This window comes from Acinetobacter sp. AOR18_HL (genome assembly GCF_027855145.1).
GTDB classification, from domain to species: Bacteria; Pseudomonadota; Gammaproteobacteria; order Pseudomonadales; family Moraxellaceae; genus Acinetobacter; species Acinetobacter pittii.
Genome location: NZ_JAKTIG010000023.1, coordinates 20,556 through 37,339 on the forward strand (window position 1 = coordinate 20,556; position 16,784 = coordinate 37,339).

General features: G+C 38.0%; 19 protein-coding genes. 12 read left to right on the forward strand and 7 right to left on the reverse strand.

Annotated elements, in window-relative coordinates; all coding sequences use genetic code 11:
- Window positions 1-33: 33 nt before the first annotated feature.
- Together MKL51_RS05230 and MKL51_RS05235 are read right to left on the reverse strand one after the other, a co-directional pair.
- The gene (locus MKL51_RS05230) at window positions 34-1,107 is read right to left on the reverse strand and encodes an NAD(P)H-dependent glycerol-3-phosphate dehydrogenase (protein ID WP_002115297.1); all 1,074 of its coding nucleotides are present in this window, start codon (window positions 1,105-1,107) and stop codon (window positions 34-36) included.
- Between the two features lie 34 nt (window positions 1,108-1,141).
- Complete coding sequence (locus MKL51_RS05235) at window positions 1,142-1,717, reverse strand: nitroreductase family protein (protein WP_005073504.1); 576 nt, start codon at window positions 1,715-1,717, stop codon at window positions 1,142-1,144.
- Window positions 1,718-1,921: 204 nt separating this feature from the next.
- Here MKL51_RS05235 and MKL51_RS05240 point away from each other — a divergent pair, with 204 nt between their 5' ends.
- Window positions 1,922-2,302 (forward strand): hypothetical protein, encoded by a 381-nt coding sequence (locus tag MKL51_RS05240; protein WP_005068317.1) that lies wholly within the window; start codon window positions 1,922-1,924, stop codon window positions 2,300-2,302.
- Between the two features lie 37 nt (window positions 2,303-2,339).
- Here the strand turns inward: MKL51_RS05240 and rhlB are convergent, their stop codons facing one another.
- Together rhlB and MKL51_RS05250 are read right to left on the reverse strand one after the other, a co-directional pair.
- Complete coding sequence (gene rhlB, locus MKL51_RS05245) at window positions 2,340-3,491, reverse strand: ATP-dependent RNA helicase RhlB (protein ID WP_002115257.1); 1,152 nt, start codon at window positions 3,489-3,491, stop codon at window positions 2,340-2,342.
- 109 nt (window positions 3,492-3,600) lie between these two features.
- The gene (locus tag MKL51_RS05250) at window positions 3,601-3,813 is read right to left on the reverse strand and encodes a cold-shock protein (protein WP_000126912.1); all 213 of its coding nucleotides are present in this window, start codon (window positions 3,811-3,813) and stop codon (window positions 3,601-3,603) included.
- A gap of 373 nt (window positions 3,814-4,186) precedes the next feature.
- On the opposite strand from MKL51_RS05250, the gene MKL51_RS05260 reads away from it, so the two are divergent.
- The 5 genes from MKL51_RS05260 (at window position 4,187) to MKL51_RS05280 (ending at window position 6,918) form a co-directional block, all read left to right on the forward strand.
- On the forward strand, window positions 4,187-4,432 hold the full coding sequence (locus tag MKL51_RS05260) for a sulfurtransferase TusA family protein (RefSeq protein ID WP_005068314.1): 246 nt from the start codon (window positions 4,187-4,189) through the stop codon (window positions 4,430-4,432).
- A 133-nt stretch (window positions 4,433-4,565) separates the two neighbouring features.
- The gene (rpoH, locus tag MKL51_RS05265; protein ID WP_002115267.1) at window positions 4,566-5,432 is read left to right on the forward strand and encodes an RNA polymerase sigma factor RpoH; all 867 of its coding nucleotides are present in this window, start codon (window positions 4,566-4,568) and stop codon (window positions 5,430-5,432) included.
- A 110-nt stretch (window positions 5,433-5,542) separates the two neighbouring features.
- Window positions 5,543-5,908 carry a DUF423 domain-containing protein gene (locus MKL51_RS05270; RefSeq protein ID WP_005068311.1) on the forward strand — a complete coding sequence of 122 codons (366 nt, stop codon included), beginning with the start codon at window positions 5,543-5,545 and terminating at the stop codon, window positions 5,906-5,908.
- A 13-nt stretch (window positions 5,909-5,921) separates the two neighbouring features.
- The gene (gene thiS / locus MKL51_RS05275; RefSeq protein WP_002115323.1) at window positions 5,922-6,119 is read left to right on the forward strand and encodes a sulfur carrier protein ThiS; all 198 of its coding nucleotides are present in this window, start codon (window positions 5,922-5,924) and stop codon (window positions 6,117-6,119) included.
- Window positions 6,120-6,132: 13 nt separating this feature from the next.
- A complete protein-coding gene (locus MKL51_RS05280; RefSeq protein WP_001154366.1) occupies window positions 6,133-6,918 on the forward strand; it encodes a thiazole synthase in 786 nt (261 codons plus the stop codon).
- 197 nt (window positions 6,919-7,115) lie between these two features.
- On the opposite strand, the gene yaaA is transcribed toward MKL51_RS05280, so the two are convergent.
- Complete coding sequence (gene yaaA, locus MKL51_RS05285) at window positions 7,116-7,895, reverse strand: peroxide stress protein YaaA (RefSeq protein ID WP_032005330.1); 780 nt, start codon at window positions 7,893-7,895, stop codon at window positions 7,116-7,118.
- A gap of 125 nt (window positions 7,896-8,020) precedes the next feature.
- Here yaaA and MKL51_RS05290 point away from each other — a divergent pair, with 125 nt between their 5' ends.
- Window positions 8,021-8,653, forward strand: a complete 633-nt coding sequence (locus MKL51_RS05290; protein ID WP_017386507.1) for an alpha/beta hydrolase — start codon at window positions 8,021-8,023, stop codon at window positions 8,651-8,653.
- A 56-nt stretch (window positions 8,654-8,709) separates the two neighbouring features.
- Here MKL51_RS05290 and rtcR read toward each other — a convergent pair whose 3' ends face one another.
- Window positions 8,710-10,311 (reverse strand): RNA repair transcriptional activator RtcR, encoded by a 1,602-nt coding sequence (rtcR, locus tag MKL51_RS05295; RefSeq protein WP_032005329.1) that lies wholly within the window; start codon window positions 10,309-10,311, stop codon window positions 8,710-8,712.
- Between the two features lie 67 nt (window positions 10,312-10,378).
- Here rtcR and MKL51_RS05300 point away from each other — a divergent pair, with 67 nt between their 5' ends.
- The 5 genes from MKL51_RS05300 (at window position 10,379) to rtcA (ending at window position 15,247) form a co-directional block, all read left to right on the forward strand.
- On the forward strand, window positions 10,379-11,353 hold the full coding sequence (locus MKL51_RS05300; protein WP_032005328.1) for a ribonuclease Z: 975 nt from the start codon (window positions 10,379-10,381) through the stop codon (window positions 11,351-11,353).
- A gap of 253 nt (window positions 11,354-11,606) precedes the next feature.
- Window positions 11,607-12,875 carry an RtcB family protein gene (locus MKL51_RS05305; protein ID WP_032005327.1) on the forward strand — a complete coding sequence of 423 codons (1,269 nt, stop codon included), beginning with the start codon at window positions 11,607-11,609 and terminating at the stop codon, window positions 12,873-12,875.
- Window positions 12,876-12,904: 29 nt separating this feature from the next.
- Window positions 12,905-13,462 carry a hypothetical protein gene (locus MKL51_RS05310; RefSeq protein WP_032042561.1) on the forward strand — a complete coding sequence of 186 codons (558 nt, stop codon included), beginning with the start codon at window positions 12,905-12,907 and terminating at the stop codon, window positions 13,460-13,462.
- A 26-nt stretch (window positions 13,463-13,488) separates the two neighbouring features.
- Window positions 13,489-13,947, forward strand: coding sequence for a DIP1984 family protein (locus MKL51_RS05315; RefSeq protein ID WP_005073494.1), 459 nt, complete (start codon window positions 13,489-13,491; stop codon window positions 13,945-13,947).
- Between the two features lie 259 nt (window positions 13,948-14,206).
- Entirely contained in the window at window positions 14,207-15,247 is a 1,041-nt protein-coding gene (gene rtcA, locus MKL51_RS05320; RefSeq protein ID WP_032042560.1) for an RNA 3'-terminal phosphate cyclase, read from the forward strand.
- A 33-nt stretch (window positions 15,248-15,280) separates the two neighbouring features.
- On the opposite strand, the gene MKL51_RS05325 is transcribed toward rtcA, so the two are convergent.
- The gene (locus MKL51_RS05325; RefSeq protein WP_032005324.1) at window positions 15,281-16,741 is read right to left on the reverse strand and encodes an aminoacyl-histidine dipeptidase; all 1,461 of its coding nucleotides are present in this window, start codon (window positions 16,739-16,741) and stop codon (window positions 15,281-15,283) included.
- Window positions 16,742-16,784 lie beyond the last annotated feature (43 nt).

Here is a 16,784-nt window from a genome sequence, read left to right on the forward strand (position 1 = left end):
TGCATTATAACCACAATTTATGACATTTCTTCTTCAGACTTCGTGATGAGGTAAAACAAATTCAACATCACTACGGTGTCCGTTTTTCATAAGAGATAATGCAATATTTAAAGGAGGCGCCCCTTCGAAAATAACTTCATATAAAGCGTTAGTGATAGGCATATAAACATCTAGTTCTTCTGCTTTACCACGCACCTGAACAATTGTATTAATGCCTTCTGCTGTCTGCCCCAACTCTTTACTTGCCTGATCCAGCGTTTTACCCGAACCTAAAGCATAACCAATCTGATAATTACGGCTTAAAGGACTATTACAAGTCGCGAATAAATCACCAACACCTGACAACCCCAAGAATGTAAGCGGATTTGCACCTTGTTTTACTGCAAAACGGCTCATCTCAGCCAACGCACGCGTTAAAATCATACTCTTGGTGTTTTCACCAATTTTGTAAGCGGCACCAATTCCCATTGCAACCGCATAAATATTTTTAAGTGCACCACCTAATTCCACTCCGTGTACATCATCACTACCAAAAACACGGAATAAAGCACTATGCAGAGCATGTTGCACAGCATAACGAACTAACTCAGAATCACTGGCAATAACGGTGCCAGACGGCATACCCGCCATAATTTCTTTTGCAAGGTTTGGACCTGAAAGTACACCATAAGGAACTTCAGGTAATTCTTCACGAATGATATCGCTCATGAAGCTGAAAGTTTTAGCTTCAACACCTTTGGTCAAAGACACAACCGCTTGTGCAGTAATATAAGGAGCGATTTGTTTTAAGACATCGCGGAATGAGTGACTTGGAATTGCGACTAAAATAATATCTCGGTCACATACAGCTTGTTCAAGATCAGACACAGCGCGTAATGATGACTCTAAAATAAAATCTGGCAAATAACGTTTATTAATGTGGGTTTTATTAATTTCCTCAGCTGTTTCGGCATCACGAATCCAGATCATGGTATCGCAACCATTACGTGCAGCTAAATTTGCCATAGCCGTTCCAAAGCTTCCTCCCCCTAGAACGGTAATACGTAAAGCAGTTTTTTTATCAACCGCAACAGGTTCCACCAAATCTGTAAACTTAAATTCAGCCATCTTTTATTATCCTATTTCTTACTTCTACAGACGTTTAAGCCTGCCAAACTTTTACGAATTCTTTACTTTCAATATCTGCACGTGGTGCAATTACTTTAGCTGCTGTGCCGACGTAAATAATACCTGAAATTAAATCACGAGGTTGCAGACCTAAATGCTGTTTTAACCAATTTGATTCGACAACTGCACCACTACGCCACATGGTCGAAAAACCTTGAGCTTGTAGAGATAATAAAAGATTTTGTACTGCGGCACCCGTACTTAAGATTTGTTCGAAATGCGGTACTTTCGGATGATCTTGTAGTTGTGTAAGCGCCAAAATGAGTAATGGTGCGCGAAAAGGATGTTGTTTAACACGTTCGAGTTGAGCGGGATCAGTTTCACCTAAATCTGCTAGAGCCTTTGCTAAAACTTCACCAAAAGCACCACGTTGTTCGCCTGAAACAACCACAAAACGCGTTGGCTTAAGTCTATGATGATCTGGAGCAGTCAAAGCTGCTTGGAAAGCTAACTCTAATTGCTCTGTACTTGGAGCTGGCTCAACTAATTGGCCAATAGACTGACGCTGATGAATATTTTGGTGAATTATTTGTATTGCTGATTCCGTCATTAATATTGATCTAACTCAAAAATTCAAAATAGATTAGCATAATCTACCGTTAATCCACCATTGAATCTAGCTTATAAAATTAGCGAACTCTCACTTTGACATTTTTTAATACAAAACATCAAAACTCATACAACGTCTTCAAAATCAACTAGAAAACTTATGTTCAAATAGCTATGTCTTTTAGCGATTAACTTTAGGTGCATTATGAAAAAAATAATTTTAGCGAGCGCAATGAGCGGTGTTGTTTTATTACTTGGTGCTTGCGCAACTACTCCTAAAAATACTTTAGCAGTTCAAAAAGAAAATAATCAGTTTGAAGTTACAGGTATTGGCAAAACCAATTTAATTGCGAAAAATAATGCGATTACTGCAGCTCAAAAAACTTGCTCAAAAAGCACTACACCAGTCGTTGTAGATGAAAAAACAACATATAACGGTGTATTAAAAGATGTTGTAAGTGAAAAAACCGGTCAAATGGTTGAAGCAGCAGCAGGCGTTATTGGTACATTAACTGGTAAAAATGCATCTTTAGCAAAAGATGATGACTACCAAACAACGCTTACTTTCTATTGTAAAATTAATTAATCAAAAAAATCCCAATCAAATGATTGGGATTTTTTTATTAGCAATAACCATCTAATCTGGTCAGTGGTAATTTTTTACCAATTGCTTTTTCAATTTCGGGTAAATAAAAGGCATCATCTTCAGATAAGAAACTAATACTTACCCCTTGTGAGCCAGCACGACCTGTACGACCAATACGGTGTACATAATCATCAGATTGTTCAGGCAATGTAAAGTTGATGACATGCGACACGCCATCCACATGAATACCACGACCAGCAACATCTGTCGCAATCATAATATTATGTTTACCTTGCTTAAATTGCTCTAACATTTTTAAACGTTTATCTTGAGCAATCTCACCAGAAAGCATACCAACTCTATATCCATCTTTCTTTAAATGATCATAAAGACGGCGGACTTGGTCACGTCGATTAGCAAAAATCATGACCTTATCGATTGGCTCTTCACGCAAGATATCTTGCAGTAAACGATATTTATCTTGTTTAGCTACAACATAAACACGTTGCTCTACATCGTTATTGGTCTTTTGTTCAGGCTCAATTTCAACAGTTACAGGTTCAAATAACCATTGTCTTGCCAAATTCAAGACGTCATAACTAAACGTCGCTGAGAACATGAGTGTCTGACGTTGTTCCTTACGGGGTGAATAACGAACAATACGTTTTACCGAAGGAATAAAGCCCATGTCTAATAAACGGTCAGCTTCATCAATGACTAAAAATTCAATTTGATCGAGCCAGACTTCTTTTTGTTCTACAAAATCGATTAAACGCCCAGGTGTGGCTACCATGATATCGACAAAATTAGCATCAAGTTGCTTCTTCTGCTTATCGAAATCAACACCACCCAATAGGGTCACTAAATGTAAATTAGAGAATTTTGTGAGAAATTTCGCATCACTTTCAATTTGCAATGCCAACTCACGAGTAGGCGCCAAGATTAAAGCACGAGGCTCGCCACGGAAGCGTTGCTCTTGAATCGGATTATTGAGTAAATCATTAATTACACTAATCAGAAAGGCAGCTGTCTTACCTGTTCCTGTTTGTGCTCGCCCAATTGCATCATGCCCGGCTAATGTATATTTTAAAACCTTTTGCTGAATTGGGGTCATTTGAGTAAACCCTAAAGCATCAATCGCCTTTTTAAGTTGCGGATGTAAATTCAAGGTTTCAAAACCAGATGTCATAAATACGCGCTCTAACAAACAATCTCTCGAATGAGAAGATCATTATAAACAAAAACGCCCCAATTCAAAAATTGGAGCGTCCATCATTCATCAAAAAGATGAATTAGTCTTAGTCTAAAGGCTGAACGTTTTCAGCTTGAAAACCTTTTTGACCTTGTACAACGCTAAATTCTACACGTTGACCATCACGTAGAGAACGGTGACCGTCACCTACGATCGCACGGAAGTGAACGAATACATCGTCGCCGCCGTTACGTTGAATAAAACCAAAGCCTTTAGTGTCATTAAACCACTTTACTACGCCTTGTTCACGAGCTGTCATAAGTCAATCCTCAGATGTTGAAAAAAGGACCTTCCGGTGTTGCAAACAGCAGAGCAAACAAGGTTTTAAAATATTTATAATCTTAAAGCTTGTAATCATTCTGTAAAACTATCAACAATTTCCGGTTACATCCATTTGTTATAGGGTTATTAAATCAATTTGATTGTGTGGTAAATCCTAAAACGGTTCGAGCTTAACACGGGTTTATGACAATTAATAGAATTTTTTTCAAATATTTCCCCTATTTTTAGTTCTTTTTTTAAACAGCTTATTACAATATTTTTTATAGAAATTCCCTGCATCTTCTTTCATAAAATATGCTGTATTTATTAAAAATTTGTTAGAATATTTTTTTTAGTTGTTTTGATGATGAATGAGCAATACTTCTTCTAATACAGCACCCATTGAAATTAATGCCCTTGGACAACCCTGCCCAATGCCATTGTTAATGCTAAAACGTGAACTTAAAAAAGCGTCAGGCAAACAACAATTTTTATTAAAATCTTCAGATCCTCATAGTGAAATTGATGTAACTCGTTACTGTGGTTTACATCATTTTACGTGTCAAACTACACACATATCAGAAAGAGAATTTCACTATTTAATTGAAACTCAATAATTCTTTGCTAAACTAAAAGATTAGAAATTGCATAAAATTTTACATTTCTCTACCCAATTTTCCTTAATTATGAAGCTGATTCAAATTAAGATGAATTTATTGGTTATCCCATTTGATCCTATAAGGAGAACTCATGAGTGACAGCAGCAATCAATTGATGCCCCTGTCATTGTCTGCGCCCGGTGTAAACCTTGGTGCATATATCAGTACTGTCAATCAGATTCCTATTTTAACGGCTGAGCAAGAAAAAGAACTTGCTGAACGTTATTATTATGACCAAGATCTTGATGCCGCAAAAATGCTGGTAATGTCGCATTTACGTTTTGTCGTTCATATTGCGCGCAGCTATGCAGGTTATGGCCTACCACAAGGCGACCTTATTCAAGAAGGTAATTTAGGCTTAATGAAAGCCGTGAAACGTTTCGACCCAAATATGGGCGTGCGTCTAGTATCTTTTGCCGTCCACTGGATTAAGGCAGAAATTCATGAATATGTTATTCGCAACTGGCGTATCGTCAAAATTGCAACAACAAAAGCTCAGCGTAAATTATTTTTCAATTTACGTAGTTTAAAAAAATCGAGTAAAAAGTTAACGCTCGAAGAAGCTCAATCAATTGCTAATGACTTAAATGTAACTCCAGAACAAGTTCTGGAAATGGAAGGTCGTTTAACTGCTTATGATGCTGCTTTTGAAGCACAAGGCGATGACGACGACGATACTCCACACACAGCACCTGCGTTATATCTTGAAGATAACCGCTACGACCCTGCCCGTTTAGTCGAGAACGAAGACTGGGAAGAGCAAAGCACTTCAGCCTTGCATGATGCAATGGACCAGTTAGATGACCGTTCGCGTAATATTTTACAACGCCGCTGGTTAGATGATGATAAATCTACTCTTCACGAGTTAGCAGCTGAATATAATGTTTCGGCAGAACGTATTCGTCAGCTTGAAAAGAATGCGATGGAAAAGATTAAAACTGCCATGTCAGCAAGCTAAAATAAATTTAAAAATAAAAGGGCGAATCGCCCTTTTGTTTTATCTGGCTATGTTTAGCCAACCCAATCTATGTTAACGTTGCCTTTCATTATTCAGTTGCGTTTTTTGTTATGTGGATCGCCATTTCAGCCCTTAATCTTGCTTTTGCAGTCATGTTGGGTGCTTTTGGAGCACATGGTCTTAAAGCTCACGCGGGTCCTGAGCAACTTGCTTGGTGGCAAACTGCAACCGACTACTTTTTTTATCATGCGCTTGGCCTACTAGCCCTTGGTATTTTAAGTAAGGTTCTTCCTCATTTCCCAATCAAGTTATCTTTCTTGCTTATCCAAATTGGTATTCTATTCTTTTGTGGTTCGCTTTATATCATGGCGCTGGGTTTACCACGAATATTAGGTGCAATTACGCCAATCGGTGGAGCCTTAATGATTGCGGGATGGCTAATCTTGGCTTGGAATGCTTTCAAATACGCAAAATAATCGGAATGTGATCATGCAAATTTATTTAAATGGCGAATTAACGGACACGCCTAGCCAAAACCTGTTGCAACTTATTCAGGAGTTGGCACTTGAAGGAAAACGTTTTGCTGTCGAGCACAACCAGCAAATCGTTTCTAAAAGCAAATTAGAGCAAATTTCTATTGCTCAACATGACCGTATCGAAATTATTCACGCTGTTGGCGGCGGCTAAGTCGGAGTTATCCATGCAAGACACCCCTCTCATTATTGGTTCACGTTCTTTTCAATCTCGCTTATTGGTCGGAACTGGCAAATATAAAGACTTAAATGAAACGGATTTAGCTATTCAAGCCAGTGGTGCAGAAATCGTAACTGTCGCAATCCGCCGTGTGAATATTGGACAAAATCCAGATCAACCGAATTTACTGTCTGTCATTCCACCAGAAAAATATACAATTTTACCAAATACCGCAGGTTGTTTTGATGCTGATAGCGCAGTACGTACCTGCATGTTAGCGCGTGAGTTACTTGATGGTCACAACCTAGTAAAACTTGAAGTTTTGGGCGATGAAAAAACCTTATATCCAAATGTAACCGAGACCTTAAAAGCGGCCCGTACTTTGATTGATGATGGTTTTGAGATTATGGTCTATACCTCTGACGACCCAATCATTGCTCAAGAACTTGAAAGTATGGGCTGTGTTGCAATTATGCCTTTAGGTAGTCTAATTGGTTCAGGTTTAGGTATTTTAAATCCACATACCATTTCAATTATCAAAGAAAATGCGAAAGTTCCAGTTTTAGTTGATGCAGGTGTTGGCACAGCAAGTGATGCTGCTATTGCGATGGAACTCGGTTGTGATGGTGTATTGATGAATACAGCGATTGCAGCTGCGCAAAACCCTATTTTGATGGCTTCAGCAATGAAAAAAGCTGTTGAAGCAGGACGTGAAGCATTTTTAGCAGGTCGTATGCCACGTAAACGCATGGCAAATGCAAGCTCACCAGAAACAGGTTATTTCTTTAAATAATCATTTCTTGTGAGAATACAGCCTTTAACTGCCGTTTTAACTTTAATGCGACTTGTATAGGCATTTTACTTTTCAAAGATGAAAAGTAACAAAAATCTTTTGTTTCGCTGATATTACATCCATGTAATACAGCGAAACAGTGGCATCCATGCCACTTCACGATAATCATCGCTTACGAGAGTTTAAGTTGAGTAAGACTAAGCCTGTTGCTCATCACGTTTAAATACCAACTCTTTTGCCGATGAGTTATCAGCATCAAAGTAATAACCCTCGGTATTAAACGCTTTGATGTCTTCAGCTTTATTTAATTGGTTTTCAATCATAAAACGAGCCATTAAACCGCGTGCTTTTTTCGCATAGAAACTAATGACTTTATATTTGCCATTTTTCTGGTCAAGGAAAACAGGCTTTACAATTTCAGCCTTAATTTTCTTTTCATTGACAGACTTGTAATATTCATCTGAAGCTAGATTTACCAGCAATTCAGATTTAATTGCTGCCAAGTCTTCATTAATTTGGTTAGTGATGATATCACCCCAGAATTCATACAAATTATGACCGCGAGTATTTTTTAATTTAGTACCCATCTCTAAACGATAAGGCATCATTAAATCTAAAGGACGCAATAAACCATATAAACCAGAGAGCATACGCAAATGCTGCTGTGCAAAATCAATATCTTTGTCTTTTAAATGATAAGCATCTAAACCGGTGTAAACATCCCCTTTAAATGCATAGATTGCTTGGCGAGCATTTGAGAAATTAAATTCGGGATTCCAATCTCTAAATCGATCTGCATTTAATGTGGCAATTTTCTCACTCACACTCATTAAACTCGCAATTTCCGAAGCAGAAAGTTTGCGACAAACATCAATTAATTGTGCTGAGTTTTCTAACAAGCGAGGCTGAGTAAACTCATCTGTAGGTAACGCTGTTTCATAATCTAAAGTTTTTGCAGGAGAAATTAAAGCAAGCATAGACAACCTGAAAAAATTATTCTTAATACCAACTATAACAGTAGATATTTTTTAATGCTAACTCGTGTTTTCAATGACGACTATCGGTAAAATAGCACTACGTATTGTTATTTAGCGGTTCTTATATGTCTGAGCAAACTTTCATCCAGGGTCCAGTAGGTAAAATTGAACTTTTCGTTGACCGCCCTGAAGGTGAAATCAAAGGCTTTGCGGTTGTTTGCCATCCGCACCCATTGCAAGGTGGAACTCCTCAACATAAAGTCCCTGCTCTTTTAACCCAAATTTTTAATGAATATGGTTGTATTGTTTATCGTCCTAGTTTCCGTGGTTTAGGGGGCAGTGAAGGCATTCATGATGAAGGCCATGGTGAAACTGAAGATATCTTAGCTGTAATTGAGCACGTTCGTAAGCTTCATGAAGGCCTACCATTTTATGCAGGCGGTTTTAGCTTTGGCTCACATGTTTTAGCAAAATGCTTTGCACAGCTTGCACCTGAATTACGACCTGTACAGTTAATTTTATGTGGTTTACCAACAGCTACTGTAGTAGGTTTACGTCACTATAAAACTCCTGAAATTCAAGGTGATATTCTACTCATTCATGGTGAGCAAGATGATATTACTTTACTTTCAGATGCAATTGCATGGGCCAAACCGCAGAAGCATCCAATTACGATTTTGCCGGGCGCTAACCACTTCTTTACAGGTTATTTAAAACAGCTTCGTCAAATCATTACACGCTTTATTATCATGAAATAACAGTAACTTGATGGGCATAACTTGAGAGTATGTCCATCATTTTATAAGCCGTGTCATTATTGAAAATTATTCCAACTTAACCCAAAACGTGCCAAATATTTTTTTACTCGGTCGCTATCATTTGTTGTATTACGTTGTTGTCGAGATACTGAAAAGAGTTGTCTCCCAGCCTCTGCCATTGATTTTGAATTTTCACAGACTTTGAGTACACCTCGTAATTGAATCTGATCAAATTCATCTATTTGTTTTATTTGTTCAGAATCCAAATAGCTCAACAAAATATCTGTATTTTTATCATTGTAAGATTCATCCTGAATAAGCCAAAGCTGCTTTAGACGTTGAATTTCTTTTTCTACAGCTTCACGGCGAATTAACTCACCTTGCGATAAAGTTGCCAAACGAGTTACGCTCGCTGCTAAATCTCTAAAATTTCCTTGCCATGATGCATCTACTGATTTAGCAAACTTTAAATATGTTTCTAAAGCATCACGTTGAAAACGTAATTGTCTTTGATGAATTGCAGCAAAACGCTGTAGCTCAAAATCAATATTGGGTGCAATATCTTCTACACGGTCTTTTAAATTGGGCAAAAAGAACGTCCACGTATTCAAACGAGCCCATAAATCTTCACGAAAACGGCCAGCTTGAACCTCATTACGCAAATCACGGTTAGTACCTGCTATTAGCTGAAAATCGACTTGAATTTCTTTATCACTTCCAACGGGAAAAAAGCTTTTGTCTTCTAGCGCTTTTAGCAGCATAGCTTGTTCATCAAATCCCAATTCACCAATTTCATCTAAAAATAAAATACCTTGGTCAGCACTTTTTAATAAACCAGCACGAGAAGCTGCTGCTCCTGTAAATGCACCTTTTATATGACCAAATAAAGTTGACATGGCACTATCACCACGTAAGGTTGCACAGTTAACATCAATAAAACGACCATTTAATTGAAATTTATCTTTCTTTAACTGAAAAATTTGTTTTGCTAAATGAGACTTACCAACCCCTGTTGCCCCCATTATTAAAATAGGCGCACTAGAGCGGGTTGCAACTAATTCAACTTCCTCAATAAGCTGATTAAACGCTTTATTATGAGTAGAAATATTTGCTTTAAGTTGTTGCCAATTTTGTTTTTGTTCATCATCGAATCGCTGTTTTAAAACATCGTATCGAGACAAATCCAGATCAATAATTCTATATTCACCTTCTGAGGTCTTTTGCTGACTAGGTGAACTTTGGATAAGTTGAGCTGGTAAATAATGCGCATCTATCAATAAATACCAACAAATTTGAGCAACATGCGTTCCCGTTGTGATATGCAGTAAATAGTTATTTTTTTCGACATCAAACGGATAGGTTTTTACAAAGTCATAGAGTGCACCATAAACTTCAGCAAAATCCCAAGGATCTTTAATACTTACCTTATGTCCAGAAACTTCAGTTTGTGGAGAGATCTCTTTAGCATCTGCTGCTATAGATTTAACTAAATTATGATGTTGTCGATCATGTAACAGCACCAATTCATCTACAAGCAAATCTTCATGCATTAACAGGCTAATCGTAGGACGCCAACGCTGCCATCTATCTGGCTTTCTCCCCTGATCAAGTGTAGAACCGACAAAGCCAATAACGACTGTTTTCTTTGCATCCGCCATAATTTCTATAAAATTTTATAAGTGTCTATAATATACAATACGCATTTGACCAAAAAATTCCAAGAATATGCTTCATTTTACTTTTTTAGGCACATCTTCAGGTATACCAACCCTAACACGTAATGTTTCAGGATTAGCAGTTCGTAACAGCAAAAATAAAGACTGGATTTTAATTGATGCCGGCGAAGGTACACAGCACCGCGTTCAACAAGCCAAACTTTCATTACAAAACCTAGTTGCCATTTGTATTACACACGTTCACGGCGACCATTGTTATGGTTTAGTTGGTTTATTGGCAAGTGCAGGCATGAATGCCCGTAGCAAGCCCTTAATCGTGATTGCACCGAAAGAAATTCAGCAATGGTTTAAAATCACTGCCCAGCTTACAGACTTACATTTGCCATATTCCCTTCAATTTATTGATGTAAATGAAGCAACACAGCCACAACAAATCACTGACGAATTCATTGTTCAAGCACATCCACTAAGCCATCGTGTTCCAAGTTTTGCTTTTAGCATTTACATCAAATCGATTCAGAAGAAGTTAGATACCCAAGCTCTAACCCAGTTAGGCGTACCTCAAGGCGATATGTGGGGCCATTTAAAACGAGGCTACGATGTTAAATTTGACGGAAAAACTTTAAAAGCTCAAGACTTTATCAAAATTCAAAATCACCAAGTTCATGCAATTATAGGTGGTGATAATGACCAACCAGAACTATTAGCTGACGCTTGCAAAGATGCCCAACTCCTTATTCATGAGTCTACATACTTACAAACGGTTTTAGATAAAGTCGGCAAAGGTCCAATGCATAGCTCAGCAAAAATGGTGGCTGAATTTGCAGAACAGCAATCTTTAAGTAATTTAATTCTGACGCATTTTAGCCCCCGACATCAGGATAAAGCTGGGCAGCAAGCTATTACTGAAGAAGTTCGCCAGTTTTATAAAGGTCATTTTTATTTAGCAAATGATTTTGATGAATTTACTTTAAATGAAGCTGGACAGCTTTTAAAAGTCGAAAAAAATTATAAGACCAATTAAATACATATATCCAAAAAGATATTTAAATATATTTATGGATATATTTTTAACATTAAAAGTCACCAATAAAATTTACTAGATATAGTTTAAAATTATTTTTATCTATTATTTTCAATATCTTGTATTTAAATTAACTATTTTAAAAAAGTTGGCACACTCAGTGCAATAGTACAAAGCACACAACATCATTCGGATATTGTGAATAACACCTGCCTGCAAACGCTTGGCAGGCAGGCTTTGAAAGGAAAAGAAAATGTCTGTCATTGAAGAAATTAACCAACAAGCTCAGTTTGAACAAAAGCAGCAAGAACGTTCTTATGAAGTTCTGCAAAATGAAAAAAGTATGCCAGTCAAAATGTGGACTAAAGGCGTGCTTGTTGATGACAACTCAAAACAACAATTATTGCAAACAGCTCAAATGCCTTTTATTTATAAATGGATGGCTGTTATGCCAGATGTACACTTCGGTTTAGGAGCAACTATTGGTAGCGTAATTCCAACTAAAGGGGCAATTATTCCTGCAGCTGTGGGTGTAGATATTGGTTGTGGAATGATGGCAACTCGTACAAGCTTAACTGCTTCAGATTTACCAGATAACTTACATGCACTACGTACTGAACTTGAACGTTTAATCCCACATGGAATGACTAAGCGCGGACGTGATCGCGGGTCATGGGAAACTCCACCAGAAATGGTAGATCAAGCTTGGACCGATCTGGTTGCAGACTTTGAATACATTTGTGCAAAACACCCACGTTTAAAAAACACCAACAACCGCAAACATTTGGGAACTTTAGGTACGGGAAACCACTTTGTCGAAATCTGTTTAGATGAGCATGATCATGTTTGGATTATGTTGCACTCAGGTTCTCGTGGTGTAGGAAATGCTATCGGTAATCATTTTATCGAACTTGCCCGTAAAGACATGGAGAAGCATTTCATTAATTTGCCAAATAAAGATTTAGCATACCTAGTAGAAGGAACTGAACACTTTGATGATTACTGGTTTGCTGTAGGTTGGGCTCAACGCTTTGCAATGAAGAACCGAGAAATCATGATGCAATCTGCGATTAAAGCCTTGGCGACTATTGTACCAAAGCCTTTTCAGGCACGTTTGGAAGCAGTGAACTGTCACCATAACTATGTGGAAAAGGAAGAACACTACGGTGAAGAAGTGATGGTCACTCGTAAAGGTGCAGTTCGTGCGCGTTTAGGTGAATATGGAATTATTCCAGGCTCAATGGGAGCGAAGTCGTTTATTGTCCGTGGGCTTGGAAATCAGGAATCTTTCTGTTCATGTTCGCATGGTGCAGGTCGTGTTATGAGCCGTACTGAAGCAAAAAGACGTTTTACTGTTGAAGATCAGATTGCACAAACTGAAGGTGTGGAATGCCGTAAAGATGCTGCTGTTATTGATGAAATTCCTTCGGCATATAAACCGATTGAAGATGTAATGAAAGCACAAAGCGATTTGGTTGAAGTGGTTTATACATTAAGACAAGTGGTGTGTGTTAAGGGCTAGATAATTTACCATACCCAGAAGGTGAGCATATGTTTGTCCAATTAGATCATTTGAAGACCAAAGAGTTACAATCTGATCTTGATGCCATACAAGCCGTATTTGAAGTATTTTTGTTTAATGTCGTACATAAGACAGAATCTTCGAATACGCTAGCTATTCATCAACAGATGTTATTGAATTGTGAAAGTTTAGCAATAGAAAAAACGTTAGACTTAAATACTTTAACCACTAAAAAATTAGATCGCAGCCTTGTAAGTTTTGATCGTTTGGACAAACCTAATTTATTTTCTAGACATAATTGGTTTTGGGGTTTGTTAGAGGCAATCATTGATCCACCATATGGCACAACCCTTACCCATTCTAATCAGGTAGCATTCTTTCAAGCTTTCTTGCGGCTATGCCTTTTCACGGAGAAAGACTGTGAAATATATGATTGGGTTGGTTATTCAGGTAGTGGTCGGGAAGAAAGTTCTGAATGGAATGATTATTTTGAACCGGGCCGAGAATGGTGGGGTAATTGGTGCTTAACCATCTATTCACCAGAGCAAAATAAAGGCTGCTTACTACTTGCCAGCTCAACAGATTAAAGAATAAATTTTTAGGAAAATAAAATATGAAACTCGCAGAAGCACTTTTACTTCGAAGCGATCAACAAAAAAAGCTCGCTTCGTTAAAACAACGAATCAATGCGAATGTATTGGTACAAGAAGGTGATGAACCTAGTGAAGATCCAAATGAACTCATCAAACAAGTGTTTGCTTTAACTCAGGAAAGCAATCAATTGATTTGTCGTATTCACTTGACCAATGCACAAGCAAAACTGGAAGATGGCAAAGTATTGTTGTCCCTATTAAGCTTGCGTGATAGTTATGCTGAACAGCATAAGATTTTAATAGATGCGATTGCCAATACACATCGAGAACCTGATCGTTATAGCTCACGTGAAATTAAGTGGAAGAAAGTCATTCCTGTTTCTAGCTTACAAAAGCAGGCGGATGATATCAGTGCAAAACTCCGTGACTTAAACGTTAAAATTCAGGCTGCTAATTGGCAAATTGATCTAATCGATTAAACAATAGATTTTGTGAAATCATTTTCACAATCAAAGTTTGGACATACTGGGCGAGTACAAGATCCTGCGTTACTCCGATCTGAGGGATTGAAAATAATTCAGGCGGCTATGGCAGCATGTGAGTCGTGCATCGATATTCACTTATGAGACTCAGCACTATGCACCTAGTAAACCTTTGTCGAAAACAAAGTCAAACGTTACTTCGCATTACCATGTACTGACAGTATGTTCATTAAATTAGAAAATAAGGAAAACAGAAGTGAATAAAGCTTTGGCAAATATGCCCAAAACCATCCAAATTGATGGTTCACAAGGTGAAGGTGGTGGACAGATTTTAAGAACTGCTCTTGCCCTTTCAATGATTACAGGTCAGGCATTTGAATTAATTAATATACGTGCAGGACGTAAAAAACCAGGATTAATGCGTCAACATTTGGTTTGTGTACAAGCATCTCAACAAATTAGCCAAGCTTATGTAGAGGGTGCTGAATTACATAGCCAACGTTTATATTTCGCACCTCAGCATGTTCAAAGTGGTAAATATCAATTTCAAATCGGTTCAGCGGGTAGTACAACACTGGTTTTACAAACGCTTCTACCTGTTTTGTTATTACAAAATGAAGCTACTGAACTCACCATTTCAGGGGGTACACATAACCCCCTTGCACCAACAGCAGATTTTATTGAACACTGCTTTTTACCTGCTCTAGCTCAAATTGGAATTAACGTAGATTTTAAATTAAGTAAAGCCGGCTTCTTTCCAATTGGTGCAGGTGAAATTCAGGTTACCGTTCAACCATGGCAACATCGAAACAAGCTAAATTTATTAGATCGCGGTGCTTTGCAAAGTAATGAGGCCTTTGCAGCTGTATTAAATCTTTCAGAAGAAGCACAGATAGCACAACGTGAATTAACCACATTAAGTAAAAAACTAAACTTAAGCTCTCAGCAGCAATATCATTTAAATGGAATTAGCCAAGGCAATACAGTCTATGTGAAAGTTGCTCATCAATATCACACTCAACTGTTTACAGCTTTAGGTGAGATGCGCAAAAGTGCAGAGCAAATAGCTGAACATTTAGCAAAAGATGTAAATCTATATTTATCTTCGCAGGCTGTTGTAGATGAGTATTTGGCAGATCAATTGCTTCTGCCTTTAGCTTTAGGTCAAGGTGGTGAATTCACCGCACAATGTATTAGCGAACATACTCGTACTCAAGCAGCCATGATTGAAAAATTTATTGATTGTGAAATCGAATTTGTCGAGTTAAATCCACATCATTTTCATGTAAAAGTTTAAGAAGCTCACAATTGAGCTTCTTATTTGTAAAAACTACTCTACAGATGCTAAAGCTGTTACCAACAGCTTCCAGCATTTCTCTACAGTATCAACTTTGACTCGTTCACCCGGTGCATGCGCACCTTGAATATCCGGTCCAAAAGAAACCATTTGTAAATGTGGATAATGCTCGGCAATAATCCCACACTCTAAGCCTGCATGAATTACTTTTAGATTTGGCTCAATATTAAATGCATTTTGATAGGCCTGCTGTAAGCACTTTAGAGCAGCTGAATCTGGATTTGGTGTCCAACCCGACACTAACGGCGTAAGTGTAGAGCCGATATTAAATTGACTGAAATGTTTTTGAATTTTTTCTGCAAAGTCTTGAGCTTCTTGGTTCACCATTGAGCGGACCATTAAGACAGCTTTTCCGCCTTCTCTATTTAGTCTTACCACTCCAATATTATTTGAAGTCTCAACTACATCTGATAGAACCTGACTCATACTTGCAACGCCATAAGGACTTGTTGCTAAAGCTTGCAACCATTCATTTTGCGGTTGTTGAGCAATCACTTCGGTCACTTCAGCACTATTAGGCTGAATAGTTAATTGCAGATTGTCATCAATACCTTGTAGCTGTTTTGTCCATGCTGTTTGATATTCAGTGAGTAATTGTTCTAATTCAGGCAATTGGTTAGATGAAATGGCAATGGTTGCTACAGCTTCGCGAGGTAAAGCATTACGAGCTGTACCACCTATAAACTCAACAAGCCGTCCACCAAGCTTCGCTAAATGCTGATTTAAAAAACGGGCCAGAATAACGTTGGCATTACCACGTCCTAAATGGATATCTACGCCAGAGTGGCCACCTTTAAGACCAGCCACCTGAATATTAACAATATTCAAATTTTCAGGAATTGGTTCATAATTAAGCGGTTGCTCAACTTCAATATCAATACTACCAGCACATCCGAGATACAACTCGCCCCACTCTTCTGTATCAATATTAAATAGCCACTTCCCTTTTAGTACACCTGCCTGTAAAAGTCGCGCACCACTCATCCCTGCTTCTTCATCAACTGTTAGAAGAACTTCAATTGGCCCATGAGCAATATCATTTGAGTCTAAAACTGCCAAAGCTAATGCTACCCCAATGCCATTATCAGCACCTAAAGTAGTATCTTTAGCAATTAACCAGCCATCTTCGAGGACTGGCTGGATCGGGTCTTTAAAGAAGTCGTGTACTGTGCCAGTATTGGCTTGAGTGACCATATCTAAATGGCCTTGCAGAATAACGCCAGACACATGTTCTTTACCCAGAGTCGCATTCTTACGAATAATCAAATTCCCCACTTCATCTACGTAAGTTTCTAAATTTCGACTTTCGGCCCAGTTTTGTAAAAATTCACGAAGCTGCTGTTCATGCTTTGAAGGACGAGGAATAATGCAAAGTGTTTGAAAATGCTGCCAAACCACTTGAGGAGATAAGTTCGAAAAATCAAATGGCACCATATATTTATACTCTCACAAATATTCTTAATAAACGTAGGTTTAT